This window comes from Nonomuraea recticatena (assembly GCF_039533245.1).
Taxonomy (GTDB): domain Bacteria; phylum Actinomycetota; class Actinomycetes; order Streptosporangiales; family Streptosporangiaceae; genus Nonomuraea; species Nonomuraea roseola.
This window is the reverse complement of record NZ_BAAATE010000021.1, coordinates 36,400-49,039: the sequence shown is the minus strand read 5'-3', so window position 1 is coordinate 49,039 and position 12,640 is coordinate 36,400. Positions and strand designations below refer to the sequence as shown.

The window sequence follows — 12,640 nt, the reverse complement described above, 5'->3', positions numbered from 1 at the left end:
GGTGCCGTGTCTGTCGGGTCCTCGGCGAAGAGCGCCGCTGGTTTGACCTTGACGCTGCGTCAACTTCTAGCATCGCAGGCATGTCGATCACTGTTCTTGACACCTACTCCGCCATGAAGCGGATCCTGCTGGCCCCGGTAGCGGACCGCGCTGACCTGCTGCGTTCGATGCTGGAGCCCATCCGGGACATGTACCGCTACTACCCCGGCGAGGCCGACCTGGTGGCCATACACCTCCAGACGTCCGGGTTCCCCATCGACCGCGACGAGGAGCGTTGCCTCGACGCGCTCGAAACCCTGGCGGCGGCCGGGGCCTGGGAGCGGATGCAGCGCGCGCTCGACAACGCTCTCGCCGTCCTGCTGGAGGCGACGCCGGGGCTGGAGGCCCCGGACATCACCGTGCTGTTCGTCCTCGGCGATCCGGCTGACAAGCACTTCATGGGTCCCTGCCTGGGAGTGACCGGGTTCGGCGGCATCTCCGGCCAGATCGTGATCACGTTCTGGCCCTTCCCGGAGAACGTGGAGCGGCTGGAGGCCACCGCCGTGCACGAACTGCACCACAACCTGCGGTGGAGCCCGGGCGGGGTGGTGTGGGACCCGATGACCGTCACGGTCGGCGATCACATCGTCGGCGAGGGCCTGGCCGACGCCTTCGCCCGCCAGCTCTACGGCGACGAGCTCGGCCCCGCCCGCATCGGCGTGCCGCACCTGCACGATGACGAGATCTTCGCCAAGGTGCTCACCGGGCTCGACGTGACAGGCATGCAGAACTTCACTGCCTGGGTGCACGGCGACCCCGGCGCCGAGCACCTCGGTGTCACCCCGGTGGGATTGCCGATGGGTGCCGGTTACGCCGCGGGCAACCGGCTGGTCGACACCTACCTGGCGGCGACCGGGCAGACGGCGGCGCAGGCCCTGCACGCCGACAGCTCGGAGGTCATCGCAGCCACGCTGCGCCGCGGGTGACACTGGAAGGATGGAGTGGACGATCCAGGAACTCGCGGCGAGAGCCGGCATCAGCAGTCGCACCCTGCGTCACTACGACCGCGTCGGGCTCCTGGCCCCGTCCCGGGTCGGCGCGAACGGGTACCGCTACTACGACCCGGGCGCGGTCGCCCGACTGCAGCGGATCCTGCTCATGCGCCGGCTCGGCATGGGCTTGCCGGCCATCGCCAAGGTCCTGGCCGACGAGGTGGACACCCACGAAGGGCTCCGCGCCCACATCGCCGCGTTGGAAGAGGAACGGGACCGCCTCGAACGGCAGATCCGATCGGTGCGCCACACGCTCGAGGCCCTGCAGGCGGGGGTGGAACCGCGGATGGACGTGATGTTGGCGGGGTTCAACGACCACTACAAGGACGAGGTGATCTCACGCTGGGGCGAGCGCGCGTTCCAGGTGAGCAACGACTGGTGGCACGGCAAGACCCTTGACCAGCAGCTGGCCTGGAAGCAGGACACCGAGGACCTCGTCGCCGCATGGGTCGCCGCAGCGAAGGCCGGGGTTTCCCCGACATCGGAGCACGCTCGTTCACTGGCTGCCCGGCACGTTCAGTGGCTGAGCCAGATCCCGGGTACTCCCACGGCCGAGGGCGATCGGGAGCGTTCGATCGAGATGGTGATAGGCCTGGGCGACATGTACGTCGACGACCCTCGCTTCGCCGGCATGTACGACGACGCCGCGGGGGCGGTGTTCGTCCGCGACGCACTGCACACGTACGCGCGGACCCAGATGTAGCTCGTGCTCATCGCACGAACCCGAGTGGGGCCAAGGTGTTTTCCGGGGGCGCATGGGTGCGTCCCCGGGAGTGCGGCATGAGACGGCGCGTCGTCAGGTGGCGAAGACCTGGGAGTCGTCGGCGAACGCCTTGAACTCCAGGGCGTTGCCCGCCGGGTCGAGCAGGAACATCGTCCACTGCTCGCCGACCTCGCCCTCGAAGCGTACGTACGGCTCGATGACGAACGCGGTGCCCGCGTCGCGAAGGCGGTCGGCGAGTTCGTGGAACTCCGGGATGGTCAGGATGAGGCCGAAGTGCGGTACGGGGACGTCGTGGCCGTCGACCGGGTTGTGGATGCGCTGGGTGCGGCCAGGGGCGAGATGGGTGACGAACTGGTGGCCGTGCAGGTTCCAGTCCACCCAGGTCTCGGCGCTGCGGCCCTGCTCCAGACCGAGCACCTCACCGTAGAAGCGGCGCGCCGCGGCCAGGTCGTCGACTGGTACGGCCAGGTGGAAGCGCGGGATCGGGGAATCGGTGGAGGGCATGGCGTGAATGTCCCTTTCTGTTTTGCGTTCCTGAGTGCTACCCGTGCCGGCGGATGGGAGACGACCAGGTCTGTTGACGGTGACGTCGGTGGACCGCGGACCTGTTCCACGAGCCGGCTTGCCCCGGCAACGGCTGGGGCCCCCGCCCCGCCCCCTGCCGGGGTCCTTGATCACGTCGGCATGAAGGCCCGCATCGTTGGGGGCTTCCGCAAGCAGCTCACCATATGTACGCGTGGGTAATGGGTCACTGTGAGTCGGCGAAGAAGGTCTGGAGGTGGTGGTTGACCGGTTCCGGGCAGTCCAGCTGGGGGGCGTGGCCGCAGCCGTCCAAGACCACGAGCTGCTCGTTCGGGAGCAGTTCGGCGAAACGGTGGGCGCGCTCGACAGGCTGGATGGTGTCCTGCTTGCCCCACAGCACCAGGGCCGGGGTCTTGGTGATGGGGAGGGCGCGTTCGGTCTGCGCCCAGTCCAGACGGCGTTCCAGCAGGTAGGTGGCGCGGATGTTGTCGTAGAAGGTCATCGGCGCCCACCACTCGTCAAGCAACTGCTCGGTAACGCGGCCCTTGTTGACCATCATGCCCTTGGCCAGGCCCCGGACGGTGGACTTGCCGGTGGACAGCTTGACGGCCAGCTCTCCGATGACGGGAACCTTCAAGGATTCCCACATCAAGGTCCCCGGCAGGTCCAGGCCAGTGGCGTCCAGCAGGGCGAGCTTGGTGACGCGATCAGGGTGGCGCTGGGCGAAGGCCAGGGCCCAGCCGCCGCTCCAGGAGTTGCCCGCCAGCGCGGCCTGCCGTACACCGAGGTGGTCCATGAACGCGCCGACGGCAGAAACCATCGCGTCCAGGTCGAAGGCGAAGTCGGCGTCCTTCAGCTGGGTGTAGCCCTGGCCTGGCAGGTCGACCACGTACACGGTGTGGTCGCGAGCCAGCACGGTGAGCTGATCCTTCCAGCCGATGACCGAGGTGCCGCCGGGCGAGAGCAGGATCACCGGCGTGCCGGATCCGGCCTGGACGTAGTGGAAGCGCGCGATAGGGGTGTCGGCGTAGCGTGAGCCGACCTGGGCCAGGTACGGCGAGCGGAAAGCGCGACCGTCTTCGGCCGGCTGCCAGCCGTACGCGCCGAACAGCAGCGCGGCCACCAGCAGGGCTAGCGCAGCCGCCAGCCAGCGGCGCCAGCCTCGCTTGTGCACCGGCTGAGGATCGGTGGTCTGAGGTGCGTTGTCCAGGCGTGTCATGGTGATCCTTTGGTTCAGTCGCGGGGAGTCCCCCATGCGTCTGGACGGGCCAGCGCGACGATCCGTGACAGCCATGTCGAGTGATCCAACGCACACCCCGTGCCCATTGTGCTGAGCGCATGGCGACGATCAGCGGCGGAGTCGAGGCGGTCTCGCAGGCAACCCGCCACCGCCGTGCCAGGTCCGCGCCGAGATCCGCCACCGTCCGGTAGTGGAGGCCGGTCATGCCGAGCGACCTGGCCGCCTCCACGTTCTCCGGCCGGTCATCCACGAACAGGCACCGCCGCGGTGCGCCACCTGTGACCTCGGCGGCGATCTCGTAGATGCGCCGATCAGGCCCTGCACGGTAACGCCCAGCGGCCTGCGTGCCTTGTCTCGGACTCGCACCGGCGGGCGGCAACTCCAGCCCGGGGAGTTCTCAGGAAGGCGCCTTCGCCTCCTGCAACCCTCAGGTGGCGGTCCCCGACCCGGAACCCCGCTGAGGAAGGAGGGCCTTGGCGGCGGCCCAGGCTCGGGGTAGCCCGAACTCGGCCAGGCCGCGGAGCAGATCGCGCAGTGTTTCCTCGGTGGCTCCGGCCGCTTTGGCCAGTTCGGCGTGCAGGCGGAGGGATTCGCCCAACGTCTGGTAGAAGACGTCCACGACCAGACAGGCGATGGCCCGCTCGCGGACACTGAGGTGGGTGCGGGCCCAGCGCTGGGCGAGCTGGTCCTCGGTGAAGGCGGCCAGGCCCGGGTCCACGTCCTCGAGGTCGCGTACGGCGCGGGCCAGCGGCCCGGTCAGCGGCACCGGCTTGACCGCCTCGGTGTCGGATGCTTCCGGGAGGCCGAGCTCAGCCAGACGCTGGAAGGCCGGGACGAGGATGGGGTAGCCCACATAGGGGGCCAGGTGGCGGTAGAGCTCCCGGATCGACTCGGGTTCGACCCCATTGGCCAGGGCCATCTGCACGTGCATGGCCAACGGCAGGTCCAGGTGGGGGTGGCACAGGTCGGCGGTCAGGCAGACGAAGGCCTTCTCTCGCAGCGTCAGGTGGGTCAGGCCCCACAGGTTGTGGCCCGCACCGACGGCGAGCCGGGCGAAAACGGGGTCGAGCGCGACGAGAGCGTCGGCTCCGGCGAGCTGGGGCATCGGTGTGCTCCGTTCGGGGTTCAGGACAGGCCGAGCGCGCGCAGGCGCAGGCGGTCGAGGGTGTACTGGGGGACGATGCGGCCGAGTGTGCTCATCAGCCGGGACTTCTTGCCGACCGGATAGCGGGAGCGGGGCTTGCGCGCGGTCAGGGCGTGCAGCACCGCGCGGGCGACCACGTCGGGGCTGGAGCCCGAGCGCTCCTCCTTGAGCCCGGCGGTGGTCATGGTGCGGTAGGCAGTGCCGTACAGCTGCCTGCCCTCGGGGCCGAGAGAGGCCAGGCGGGGTTCGACCTCGTCTTCCAACTTGTCCACCGCGTCTGTGTGAATGGAGCCGGGTTCGATGAGTACCGCGCGGATCCCCCAGGGTTTGACCTCCATGCGCAGCGCGTCGTTCAGCGAGCGGATGGCGTGCTTGGAGGAGCACAGCGGACCGCCGAAGGGCAATGTGATCCAGCTGCCCACCGAGCCGACTGTGACCACGCGCCCGCGCGAGGCCCGCAACATCGGCAGCATCGCCTGGGTGACTGCCACCTGGCCGAAGACATTGACCTCGTACTGCCGGCGCAACGCGTCCAAGGGGACGAACTCCAGCGGTCCGGTGACGCCGATCCCGGCATTGTTGACCAGGGCATCGAGATGGCCCAGGCGCTCGGCGGCCTCCGCGGTCTGGCCGGCGTCGGTGACGTCGAGAATGATGGGTGTGACAGTGGGGCCGAGTGCTTGGCCGTCTGACTCCTTGCGCACCCCCGCGTAGACGGTGAAGCCCTCGCGGGCCAGCAGCAGCGCGGTGGCACGCCCGATTCCGGTGGAGGCGCCGGTCACCAGGACGGTCTTCGACATGAGAGGTTTCTTCCTTTCAGTAGTAGGTGCGCATCAGCTCGGTGGCCCACTCCGGCTGCACCGTCTCGCCCTGCGGGCCGAACTCGGCCATGTAGGGCTTGATGTCCAGGACCGGGCTGCCGTCGATGGCGTCCAGGCCGCGGACATGGAGGTCCAGGCCGTCCACGGCAACCACCCGGCAGCGCGAGACGCCCAGCAGGTTCGGCCGGTTCTTGCCCCGCTGAGCGAAGATGCCGACCTTAGGCCAGTCCGGGTTGCCCCGGGGGTGACGGGCGGAGGTGTTGATCGAGGATGGGTCCACGAGGTGGAACTGAAACACCACCTCCAGGTGCGAGAAGGCGTCCAGCCCGGCGAGCGCCTCCGGCTCGAAACGCGTTCCGTCGAGACGGATCAGCGCATTCTCGACATTCCAGTCGTCGTCAAACGCCTCAACGCGTCCACCGACGACCGTTCCTACCGGCTGCACGACGATTGGTTCCATGTCTCCTCCAGTCGGGTCGAAATCATCGAAAAGCCCATCAAACGTCCAGGGGCGACAAATGAGGTCGCGGGCCGTGCGGCTGCGCGAGGTCCTCGGCGCGCAAGCGCTGACGATCGGCGCCTTTGCAGGGCAGTGGGCGATGCCCAGGGTGGCACTCGTGGCCTCCCAGATGCCGGGATGACGCTGTGTCGCCACATTTTGAGATTCCTCCCGCGGTCGACCTGGCGGCGGATGAGGAGGTGATCGAGTGGCTCGCGTCGACCATCCAGCGCTACCTGACCAGCGACTGAACCTGCTGCTGCTCCTCCGCCTTGAGCAGGCGGTTCTCTTTGATGAGTAAGTAGATCAGCAGCCCGCTCATGATGAAGTGGCCGCCGGCGGTGTACAGGCCGGGGAAGTAGCCGCCCTTGAGGATCGGGAAGACGAAGTGGGCGATGCCGTTGAGCAGGCCGGCGCCCAGGGCGTACCACCACAGGAAGAAGTTGGCCACGCGGATCCGGTAGAGCGCGCCGGCGCCGGCGAAGAAATAGAGAGCGCCGAAACCGAAGACGAAGACGAGCAGAAACTCCTTCTCCGGCCAGTCACGCGGTGAGTCGAACAGCTCGACGATCTCGTGCGGGAAGCCGCCGGTGTACTCCTCGGCCATGTGGATGAGCTGGAAGCCCACCGCGCACAGGTAGACGGCGATCACCTTCCTGGACTTCACGGGGCGGGTGTAGCTGAAGGCGATCCAGCCGCTCCAGCCCAGCACGCTGGCCACCACGAGGATGACGGCACCCTGGATGGGGAGGGTGAGCAGGGCCCAGGTGCAGAAGGCGGCGGCCAGGATTGCCATAACGGTCGCCGAATAGGGTTCAGGTCGCTTGGTCATGGCCGGAACTCTAAGAAGATTGCGCTGCCCATCGCTTCCGTCAGGTGACTGACGTGTGCTCGGGGCACGTCAGTCACCTGACGGAGGCGATGGGCAAGGACGGCGTCCTAACGTCTCCGTCATGAAGTCGATCAAGGGCTGCATGCTCGGTGTCCTTGTTGCCGCGTTCCTGCTTGTGCTGTGGCCGGTCGCTACGGCCCGGGCGCATGTCGTCGAGCCTGGAGTAGATCTGCGGGTGACGCAGACCTTCGGCGCGAGGGAGGTCACGCTCGTCATCGCCGGGGCCTCGCAGGTGCCGGGGCCGCTGCGGGTGAGCGCGCATGCGCCGCAGCCTGTGAGCCTGGAGCTGGAGTTGCGCTCGCTGACCGACGGCAGCAGGTCGACCGGTTCGGTGAGCGCCGGTCGGGAGCCTGCAGCGTTGCGGGCCGAGCATGCCGGCCCGCACGAGCTGTGCGTCCGTGCCGGTGCTGAGGTCTCGGTGATCCCGTTCCGGGTCGTGGTTCCCGAGAGCGCTCCCTGGACGATGGTGATGGACGGCGCCTTCCTGGTGGCCGGGCTGTCTTCCGGCACGTGCACCCGTTGCGGACCGCGCCGGGCGTGCTGGCCGTACGGCTGAGCCTGCCGCGTCCGGGTCGCTACCTGGCCTACGCCGAGATCGAGCGGCAGGAGTCGGGCGGGCAGCTGCTTACCGGAGCCTTCGAGGTCTCCGGTACGGCGCGGCCGGACGCCTACGTCCAGCAGCCCGTCACGCCCCGTCTGACGCCGGCCGTCCTCGTCGCCGGAAGCCCGGTGACCATCGAGGTCGACACGCAGGCGCCGGTCCAGCCCTGGCTGGGCATGCCTGGCCATCTGATCGTCAGGAGCCGGGACGGCGCACACCTGGCGCATGCGCACGGGACGGCGGCCGGGACCTCCGCACTGCGCTTCACGCTCACATTTCCCGAGCAGGGCCGCTACCTGGCCTGGGCCCAGTACGCCGCCGGAGGCCGTCTCATGACCAGGCCCTTCACCATGGAGGTAGATCGATGAAGTATGCGGGTGTCTGCCTGCTTGTGGCGGGGGTGCTGTTCGCCGTCGTTTCGCGCTGGCTCGGCGGCGGCCCTGAGAGCGTGCAGGCGGCGGGTACGAACTACACCGTCACCGTGCTGCCGGCCGATCCAGTCGAGGTGCGGGTGACCTCGGGCAAGGCCGAAACGGTCACGCTGGCTGCGGCCATGCCCGGCATGGGCCACGCTCTGCCGCCGGTCGGCACCGTCCAGGCCGGTCAGGCCGCTTCGTCGCCGCAAAGGAGGTGTTCCATCACCGTCGCCGAGGCTCAGGAACAGGAGACCATCATCATCCGCACGGTAGTCGGCCGGTGAACATCAGTCAGATGACGGAGGCGACCCCCGAGGGCCTCTGGCTAGCGTCGGCGCCATGAAACTGATCAATGACCATCTGGCCGTCAAGGCCCAGGCGCTGCCCGCAACCGGTGACGGCTTCGTCATGCTGGCCGGCGAGGTCGGCTCCTGGCGTGGCCCCTTCGCGTCTGCTCCCACACGACTAGCCGCCCGGCTCAAGGCGCTGGTCGCGGGGATCGAGGCGCGCGAGGCGAACGTGTTCCGCGCGGTCCTGCGCCCACCCGGCGAGGGCGGGGAGGTGCTGGCCGCCCGGGGTATCCGGCCGGCACGCTTCGACGTCGTCGTGCTGATCCGCACCGCGTCCGTGGAGGCCGCTCTGGAGCTTCGCGAGAGCGCCGCCTACCAGGAACTCGCCGAGACGCTCCGCGCGGCCTCCCGCCGTACCCACCAGATCGTGGCCGACAACGCCGGACGGCTCGGCGATGTGGACCACAGCCAGGACCACTGCTACCTGTTCAACTACTTCCACGCCGACGACCGCGAGACCCTGCTGAAGGTGTGGGAGTACACCGCCGGGTGGTTCCAGGCCAAGACCGCGCTGCCCAACTCCGCGCTGATGCGGCCGGTGGAGGGCGAGCCCGCCGACTACGGGCTGGTCAACCACGCCAGCTGGCCCACCTGGCGCACCTTTCTGCCCAGCCTGATCTTCCGGCCGACGTTCCGCACTTTTGTGCTGGCCAACTTCAAGGCCAACGGCGTCGCCGCCCAGCCGATCATCTACCGTCGGGTCTGACCTATGCCAGCTCCAGTCTGGCCAGCTCGGCGCGAGAGGCGACTCCCAGCTTGGGGAAGGCCTTGTACAGGTGGGAGGCGACGGTGCGGGGACTCAGGAACAGCCGCGCGCCGATCTCGCGGTTGGACGCGCCAGTGGCAGCCAGCCGTACCACTTGCAGCTCCTGCGAGGTCAGCACGGCCAGCGGATCTGCGGCCTGCGAGCGGTCCGGCAGGCTGAGCCCGGTCGCGCGCATCTCGGTGGCGGCGCGAGCAGCCCAAGGAGTGGCGCCCAGTTGGTCGAAGGCCTCCATGGCGGCCTGGAGCTGAGTGCGCGCCTCAGCTCGCCGCCTGTTGCGGCGCAGCCACTCGCCGTAAACCAGGCGGGTGCGTGCCTCGTCGAACGGCTGCCGGTCCTGGGCGTGCAGGGCCAGCGCCCGTTCGTACAGCGCCCCGGCCGCGCTGTCGGGGCTCAGCAGCGCACGTGCCCGCTGGAGGAGGGCGAGCGGTGCGGTCCTGCCCGCTGCCTCTGCGGAGGCGGCCAAGCTGTGGAGCAGGTCCTGGGCGCGCCGTGGCTTCCCCACCCGGACAGCGGCCTCGATGTAGTCGGGCCAGGAATACCGCCACAGGAAGGCATGGCTCGTGGGACCGCTCATCGCCCGGTCCACCCGGTCAAGCATCGCTTCGTAGCGGCCCAGCCCGAGGTCCAGAATCGCACGGGCACACTCCCCCCAACCGGCTCCGGGCATCCACCTACGGTGGTCGGCGTCACGGATCGCCTGCTCGGCCATCGCCTCACACTCCTCCTGCGCCCCGGCGACTGCCGACAGCCAGGCGTGGATGCCCGCCAGGTAGCCGCGCCACATCGGCTGGCCCACATCGGAGGCCAGGGCCAGACCCGTGGTCACCGTGGCCCGCGCGGAGGGATGCCGGCCGCCGAGCACCTCGGCGATGGCCAGGATCACCATGGCCTGGGGCAAGCGCCCCAGCCGTCCCTCCACCCGGCATTCCTCGACGAGCGCGGTGGGGGCGTCGAGCATGCCGGCGATGTCCTTGCCGACGATCCCCTGGAAGACCTGAAGGCAGCGCAGCTCGTAGGGGATGTGGTCGTCCCGTCCTGGCCTACCGGACAGCAGCGTGGGGGTGGCGTCGCCCTCCAGGACCCGGCGGAAGGAGTGGTTGACGGTGCGCACCGCCTCCACCTGCCCCTCGCCGTCCGGGCACAGTTCCTCGGTACGACGGGCCAGGGCGAGCTGGTCGGGGTGGGTGGCACTGGCCCAGGTGTAGTAGCCCGCCATGGCCAGCAGCGACAACTTGCTGGGCAGGTCGTCGGTCGCCTCGGCCCCGTCGTGCAGCAGCCGTACTCCATCCAGCGGCCGGCCCGCCTCGACCTCCAGCTTGGCGCGCACGTAGGCGAGTTCAGCCTGGGCAGACCCCGTCAGCGTGACCGTCTCGGCCCGCTGTCGCGCCCTGGTCACCAGCTCGCCCGCGCGCTGCCATAGGCCCGCCTCGATCGCGGCTTGGGCTGCGGCGGTCCACCGGCGCACGGCCCGGCCGGGGTCGGGTGACAGCTCCGCCGCGCGGGCGTAAGCCGCCGAGACCGCCGTCTGCCCGCCGCGGCGCAGCGCGAGCAGCGCCAGGTTCTCCAGTTCCCCGGCCACTTCCTCGTCGGGCTGCAGAGTGAGGGCGGCCCGGTGCCAGGCGCGCCGGTCGTCGTCGGCGGTCTCGGCCAGCGCCTGGTGGGCGGCCATCCGGTCGCCGATGTCGCAGGCCAGCAGCACCGCGGTACGCACCAGCGGATGATGGAAGGCAACGCCGTCGGGCCCCACCCGGACCAGACCCGCGCGCTCGGCTTCAGCGAAGTCGACCAGCGAGGCCCCGAGCCGGCTGACCGCGCGCGCCAGCACCTCCAACCCGCCGTGGTGGTCCAACGCCGCCACCAACAGGCAGGAGCGGGTGGCGGCGGGAAACGTCGAGATGCGGACGCGGAACCCCGTCAGCACCCGGTCCGTCACCGGCTGCGCCGTACCGGCGAAGAAGGTCAGCGGAGCCATGGCGCCCTTACGCTGCTCAGGGGTGAGCATCCGGGGCAGCTCGATCAGTGCCAGCGGGTTGCCCCCGGCCTCGGCCATCACCTGGTCGCGCACGGTAGGCGGCAGATCCGCCGCCTGCTCGGCGAGGAGGTTGCCAGCCGCCTCGGCATCCAGCTCCCGCAGGCGCAACTCGGGCAGCCCTCTGGCGGGGAAGTCGCCGTCCCGCACATCGCCGTCCCGCGCGGCGAACAGGACGGCGACGGGCTCGGCATGCAGACGGCGTGCAGCGAACAGCAGCGCATCGGCCGACTCGCCGTCCAACCACTGCGCGTCGTCGACCAGGCAGAGCACCGGGCCCGCGGCCGACAGCTCCACCAACAGGTTGAGCGTCGCGAGCCCGACCAGGAAACGGTCGCCCCGGGTGGCACCGCCGAGGCCGAGCGCACCGCGCAACGCCTCCGCCTGTTGGCGCGGCAACGCCTCGACGTGCTCGAGGACGGGACGCAGCAGTAGATGCAGCGCGGCGAAGGGCAGGTCGGCCTCGGACTCGACACCGGACACCCGTAACACCTGCGCCCGTGCCCCAGCCGCAGAACACTCCAGAAGGGCCGACTTGCCAATGCCCGCCTCACCGCGCACGACCAGTGCACCGCACCGGCCTTCCACCAACTCGGCAATGACGGATTGCTCCGCCTGACGTCCGTGCAGCATGGTTCTCCCAAAAGTGGAGGTGCGCGAAGTCACCCCTGGTGAACGCTCACCTTGTCACAAATGTCCGGCGATAGAAGTCGACCTGGTCGGTGACCACGCGGTCCCGGAAGCTGAGGTCGGTGTAGAAGGTGAAGTGGCTGCCGGGGTAGACACGCAGCTCGCCTTGCGGCGCACGATCGGCCAGCACCCGGCTGTTCTCCAGGGGTGTTTCGCGGTCCTCGGCGGCGACGCAGACCAGCAGCGGGCAGGTCAGCCGCGCGGCGGCCTCTGCGGGCCGGTAGCGCATCATCTGCAGCAGGCCTCTGGGCGCGACGCTGTTGCGCCACAGCGTCTTTCCTCCACCGGTCAGAGTCTGGATGTGCTGGTCGGCCTCGGGGGTGGCGGTCACGGCGAGTTCTCCCGGCCGTCCCACCATGGGGATGTAGGCCGGACGGAGCCCCACCTTGCCCCGGATCGCGTCCCAGACGATGGCGCCCAGCAGCCGTAGCGTCTCACCCGTCGAGCGTCCCTCGACCTTCTTCGGGAATCCGTTGAAAGGGATCTGCGCCACCACGGCGGCGATCCGGGGATCGCTCGCGGCCACGGTGATGACGTGCGCGCCGCCCAGCGAGTTGCCCCACAGCAGCACCTTGCCGGGGTCGATCCGCTCGTGCGCGCGGGCGAAGGCGACGGCGGCGCGGACATCGACGAGCTGGCCGTCGATGTCGGGGACCTGGCGGGGCTCGCCATCACTCTCGCCGAAGCTGCGGTAGTCGAACACCAGTGACGCGAAGCCTTCGGCGGCGAAGCGTTCGGCGTAGTCGAAGAGCCGGTCCATGGTCCCGCTGAAACCGTGGCAGAGCACCACACACGGCACCGGCCCGGAACCGGTGGGCAGGTAGAGGTAGCCGGCGCACCGGACGCCGGCGGCGGTGAAGGACACCTTGGTTCGCATACAGATCATCCCCGCAGCAATAGACTGACTGCCGGTAA

Annotated in this window: 15 protein-coding genes and 1 pseudogene; 7 read left to right on the top strand and 9 right to left on the bottom strand. The window is 69.4% G+C overall.

From position 1 onward, the window contains the following. Positions 1-80 precede the first annotated feature (80 nt). Positions 81-965 carry a DUF2268 domain-containing putative Zn-dependent protease gene (locus tag ABFX50_RS32245; RefSeq protein ID WP_346151656.1) on the top strand — a complete coding sequence of 295 codons (885 nt, stop codon included), beginning with the start codon at positions 81-83 and terminating at the stop codon, positions 963-965. Positions 966-975: 10 nt separating this feature from the next. Beyond that, positions 976-1,734 carry a MerR family transcriptional regulator gene (locus ABFX50_RS32240; RefSeq protein WP_346151654.1) on the top strand — a complete coding sequence of 253 codons (759 nt, stop codon included), beginning with the start codon at positions 976-978 and terminating at the stop codon, positions 1,732-1,734. Between the two features lie 93 nt (positions 1,735-1,827). Here the strand turns inward: ABFX50_RS32240 and ABFX50_RS32235 are convergent, their stop codons facing one another. The 6 genes and pseudogenes from ABFX50_RS32235 to ABFX50_RS32210 all read right to left on the bottom strand — a co-directional run bounded on the left by ABFX50_RS32235 (position 1,828) and on the right by ABFX50_RS32210 (position 5,942). Then, positions 1,828-2,259, bottom strand: a complete 432-nt coding sequence (locus tag ABFX50_RS32235; protein WP_346151652.1) for a VOC family protein — start codon at positions 2,257-2,259, stop codon at positions 1,828-1,830. A gap of 244 nt (positions 2,260-2,503) precedes the next feature. Next, positions 2,504-3,496, bottom strand: coding sequence for an alpha/beta fold hydrolase (locus ABFX50_RS32230; RefSeq protein ID WP_346151650.1), 993 nt, complete (start codon positions 3,494-3,496; stop codon positions 2,504-2,506). A 226-nt stretch (positions 3,497-3,722) separates the two neighbouring features. Next, positions 3,723-3,896: pseudogene (locus tag ABFX50_RS32225) on the bottom strand (HAD-IA family hydrolase); the annotation flags it as partial. A 48-nt stretch (positions 3,897-3,944) separates the two neighbouring features. Further along, positions 3,945-4,622 carry a carboxymuconolactone decarboxylase family protein gene (locus ABFX50_RS32220; RefSeq protein WP_346151649.1) on the bottom strand — a complete coding sequence of 226 codons (678 nt, stop codon included), beginning with the start codon at positions 4,620-4,622 and terminating at the stop codon, positions 3,945-3,947. A gap of 20 nt (positions 4,623-4,642) precedes the next feature. Next, positions 4,643-5,461, bottom strand: a complete 819-nt coding sequence (locus ABFX50_RS32215) for an SDR family oxidoreductase (RefSeq protein WP_346151647.1) — start codon at positions 5,459-5,461, stop codon at positions 4,643-4,645. A gap of 16 nt (positions 5,462-5,477) precedes the next feature. After that, the gene (locus tag ABFX50_RS32210; protein WP_346151645.1) at positions 5,478-5,942 is read right to left on the bottom strand and encodes an SAM-dependent methyltransferase; all 465 of its coding nucleotides are present in this window, start codon (positions 5,940-5,942) and stop codon (positions 5,478-5,480) included. A 58-nt stretch (positions 5,943-6,000) separates the two neighbouring features. On the opposite strand from ABFX50_RS32210, the gene ABFX50_RS32205 reads away from it, so the two are divergent. Beyond that, positions 6,001-6,123: a hypothetical protein gene (locus ABFX50_RS32205; RefSeq protein WP_346151643.1), complete on the top strand. Its 123-nt coding sequence runs from the start codon at positions 6,001-6,003 to the stop codon at positions 6,121-6,123. A gap of 90 nt (positions 6,124-6,213) precedes the next feature. Here the strand turns inward: ABFX50_RS32205 and ABFX50_RS32200 are convergent, their stop codons facing one another. Next, entirely contained in the window at positions 6,214-6,813 is a 600-nt protein-coding gene (locus ABFX50_RS32200) for an HXXEE domain-containing protein (protein WP_346151641.1), read from the bottom strand. Positions 6,814-6,934: 121 nt separating this feature from the next. On the opposite strand from ABFX50_RS32200, the gene ABFX50_RS32195 reads away from it, so the two are divergent. The 4 genes from ABFX50_RS32195 to ABFX50_RS32180 are packed head-to-tail and all read left to right on the top strand — an operon-like array spanning position 6,935 to position 8,946. Continuing rightward, a complete protein-coding gene (locus ABFX50_RS32195; protein ID WP_346151639.1) occupies positions 6,935-7,429 on the top strand; it encodes a hypothetical protein in 495 nt (164 codons plus the stop codon). Beyond that, complete coding sequence (locus tag ABFX50_RS32190; RefSeq protein ID WP_346151638.1) at positions 7,384-7,842, top strand: hypothetical protein; 459 nt, start codon at positions 7,384-7,386, stop codon at positions 7,840-7,842. The genes ABFX50_RS32195 and ABFX50_RS32190 overlap by 46 nt, the downstream gene beginning before the upstream one ends. Positions 7,843-7,874: 32 nt before the next feature. Then, positions 7,875-8,174 (top strand): hypothetical protein, encoded by a 300-nt coding sequence (locus ABFX50_RS32185; RefSeq protein ID WP_346151637.1) that lies wholly within the window; start codon positions 7,875-7,877, stop codon positions 8,172-8,174. A 55-nt stretch (positions 8,175-8,229) separates the two neighbouring features. Then, positions 8,230-8,946: a DUF1330 domain-containing protein gene (locus tag ABFX50_RS32180; RefSeq protein WP_346151635.1), complete on the top strand. Its 717-nt coding sequence runs from the start codon at positions 8,230-8,232 to the stop codon at positions 8,944-8,946. Between the two features lies 1 nt (position 8,947). Here the strand turns inward: ABFX50_RS32180 and ABFX50_RS32175 are convergent, their stop codons facing one another. After that, positions 8,948-11,668 (bottom strand): LuxR C-terminal-related transcriptional regulator, encoded by a 2,721-nt coding sequence (locus ABFX50_RS32175; RefSeq protein ID WP_346151633.1) that lies wholly within the window; start codon positions 11,666-11,668, stop codon positions 8,948-8,950. A 46-nt stretch (positions 11,669-11,714) separates the two neighbouring features. Beyond that, a complete protein-coding gene (locus ABFX50_RS32170) occupies positions 11,715-12,602 on the bottom strand; it encodes an alpha/beta hydrolase (RefSeq protein WP_346151631.1) in 888 nt (295 codons plus the stop codon). Between the last annotated feature and the right edge of the window lie 38 nt (positions 12,603-12,640).

Excerpts from the sequence above, each read along its gene's own strand:
- ABFX50_RS32170 (WP_346151631.1), bottom strand. The coding sequence starts at position 12,602 with ATGCGAACCAAGGTGTCCTTCACCGCCGCCGGCGTCCGGTGCGCCGGC.
- ABFX50_RS32220 (WP_346151649.1), bottom strand. The coding sequence starts at position 4,622 with ATGCCCCAGCTCGCCGGAGCCGACGCTCTCGTCGCGCTCGACCCCGTT.
- ABFX50_RS32240 (WP_346151654.1), top strand. The coding sequence starts at position 976 with ATGGAGTGGACGATCCAGGAACTCGCGGCGAGAGCCGGCATCAGCAGT.
- ABFX50_RS32235 (WP_346151652.1), bottom strand. The coding sequence starts at position 2,259 with ATGCCCTCCACCGATTCCCCGATCCCGCGCTTCCACCTGGCCGTACCA.
- ABFX50_RS32245 (WP_346151656.1), top strand. The coding sequence starts at position 81 with ATGTCGATCACTGTTCTTGACACCTACTCCGCCATGAAGCGGATCCTG.
- ABFX50_RS32195 (WP_346151639.1), top strand. The coding sequence starts at position 6,935 with ATGAAGTCGATCAAGGGCTGCATGCTCGGTGTCCTTGTTGCCGCGTTC.
- ABFX50_RS32210 (WP_346151645.1), bottom strand. The coding sequence starts at position 5,942 with ATGGAACCAATCGTCGTGCAGCCGGTAGGAACGGTCGTCGGTGGACGC.
- ABFX50_RS32200 (WP_346151641.1), bottom strand. The coding sequence starts at position 6,813 with ATGACCAAGCGACCTGAACCCTATTCGGCGACCGTTATGGCAATCCTG.
- ABFX50_RS32205 (WP_346151643.1), top strand. The coding sequence starts at position 6,001 with ATGAGGTCGCGGGCCGTGCGGCTGCGCGAGGTCCTCGGCGCGCAAGCG.
- ABFX50_RS32175 (WP_346151633.1), bottom strand. The coding sequence starts at position 11,668 with ATGCTGCACGGACGTCAGGCGGAGCAATCCGTCATTGCCGAGTTGGTG.
- ABFX50_RS32215 (WP_346151647.1), bottom strand. The coding sequence starts at position 5,461 with ATGTCGAAGACCGTCCTGGTGACCGGCGCCTCCACCGGAATCGGGCGT.
- ABFX50_RS32180 (WP_346151635.1), top strand. The coding sequence starts at position 8,230 with ATGAAACTGATCAATGACCATCTGGCCGTCAAGGCCCAGGCGCTGCCC.
- ABFX50_RS32230 (WP_346151650.1), bottom strand. The coding sequence starts at position 3,496 with ATGACACGCCTGGACAACGCACCTCAGACCACCGATCCTCAGCCGGTG.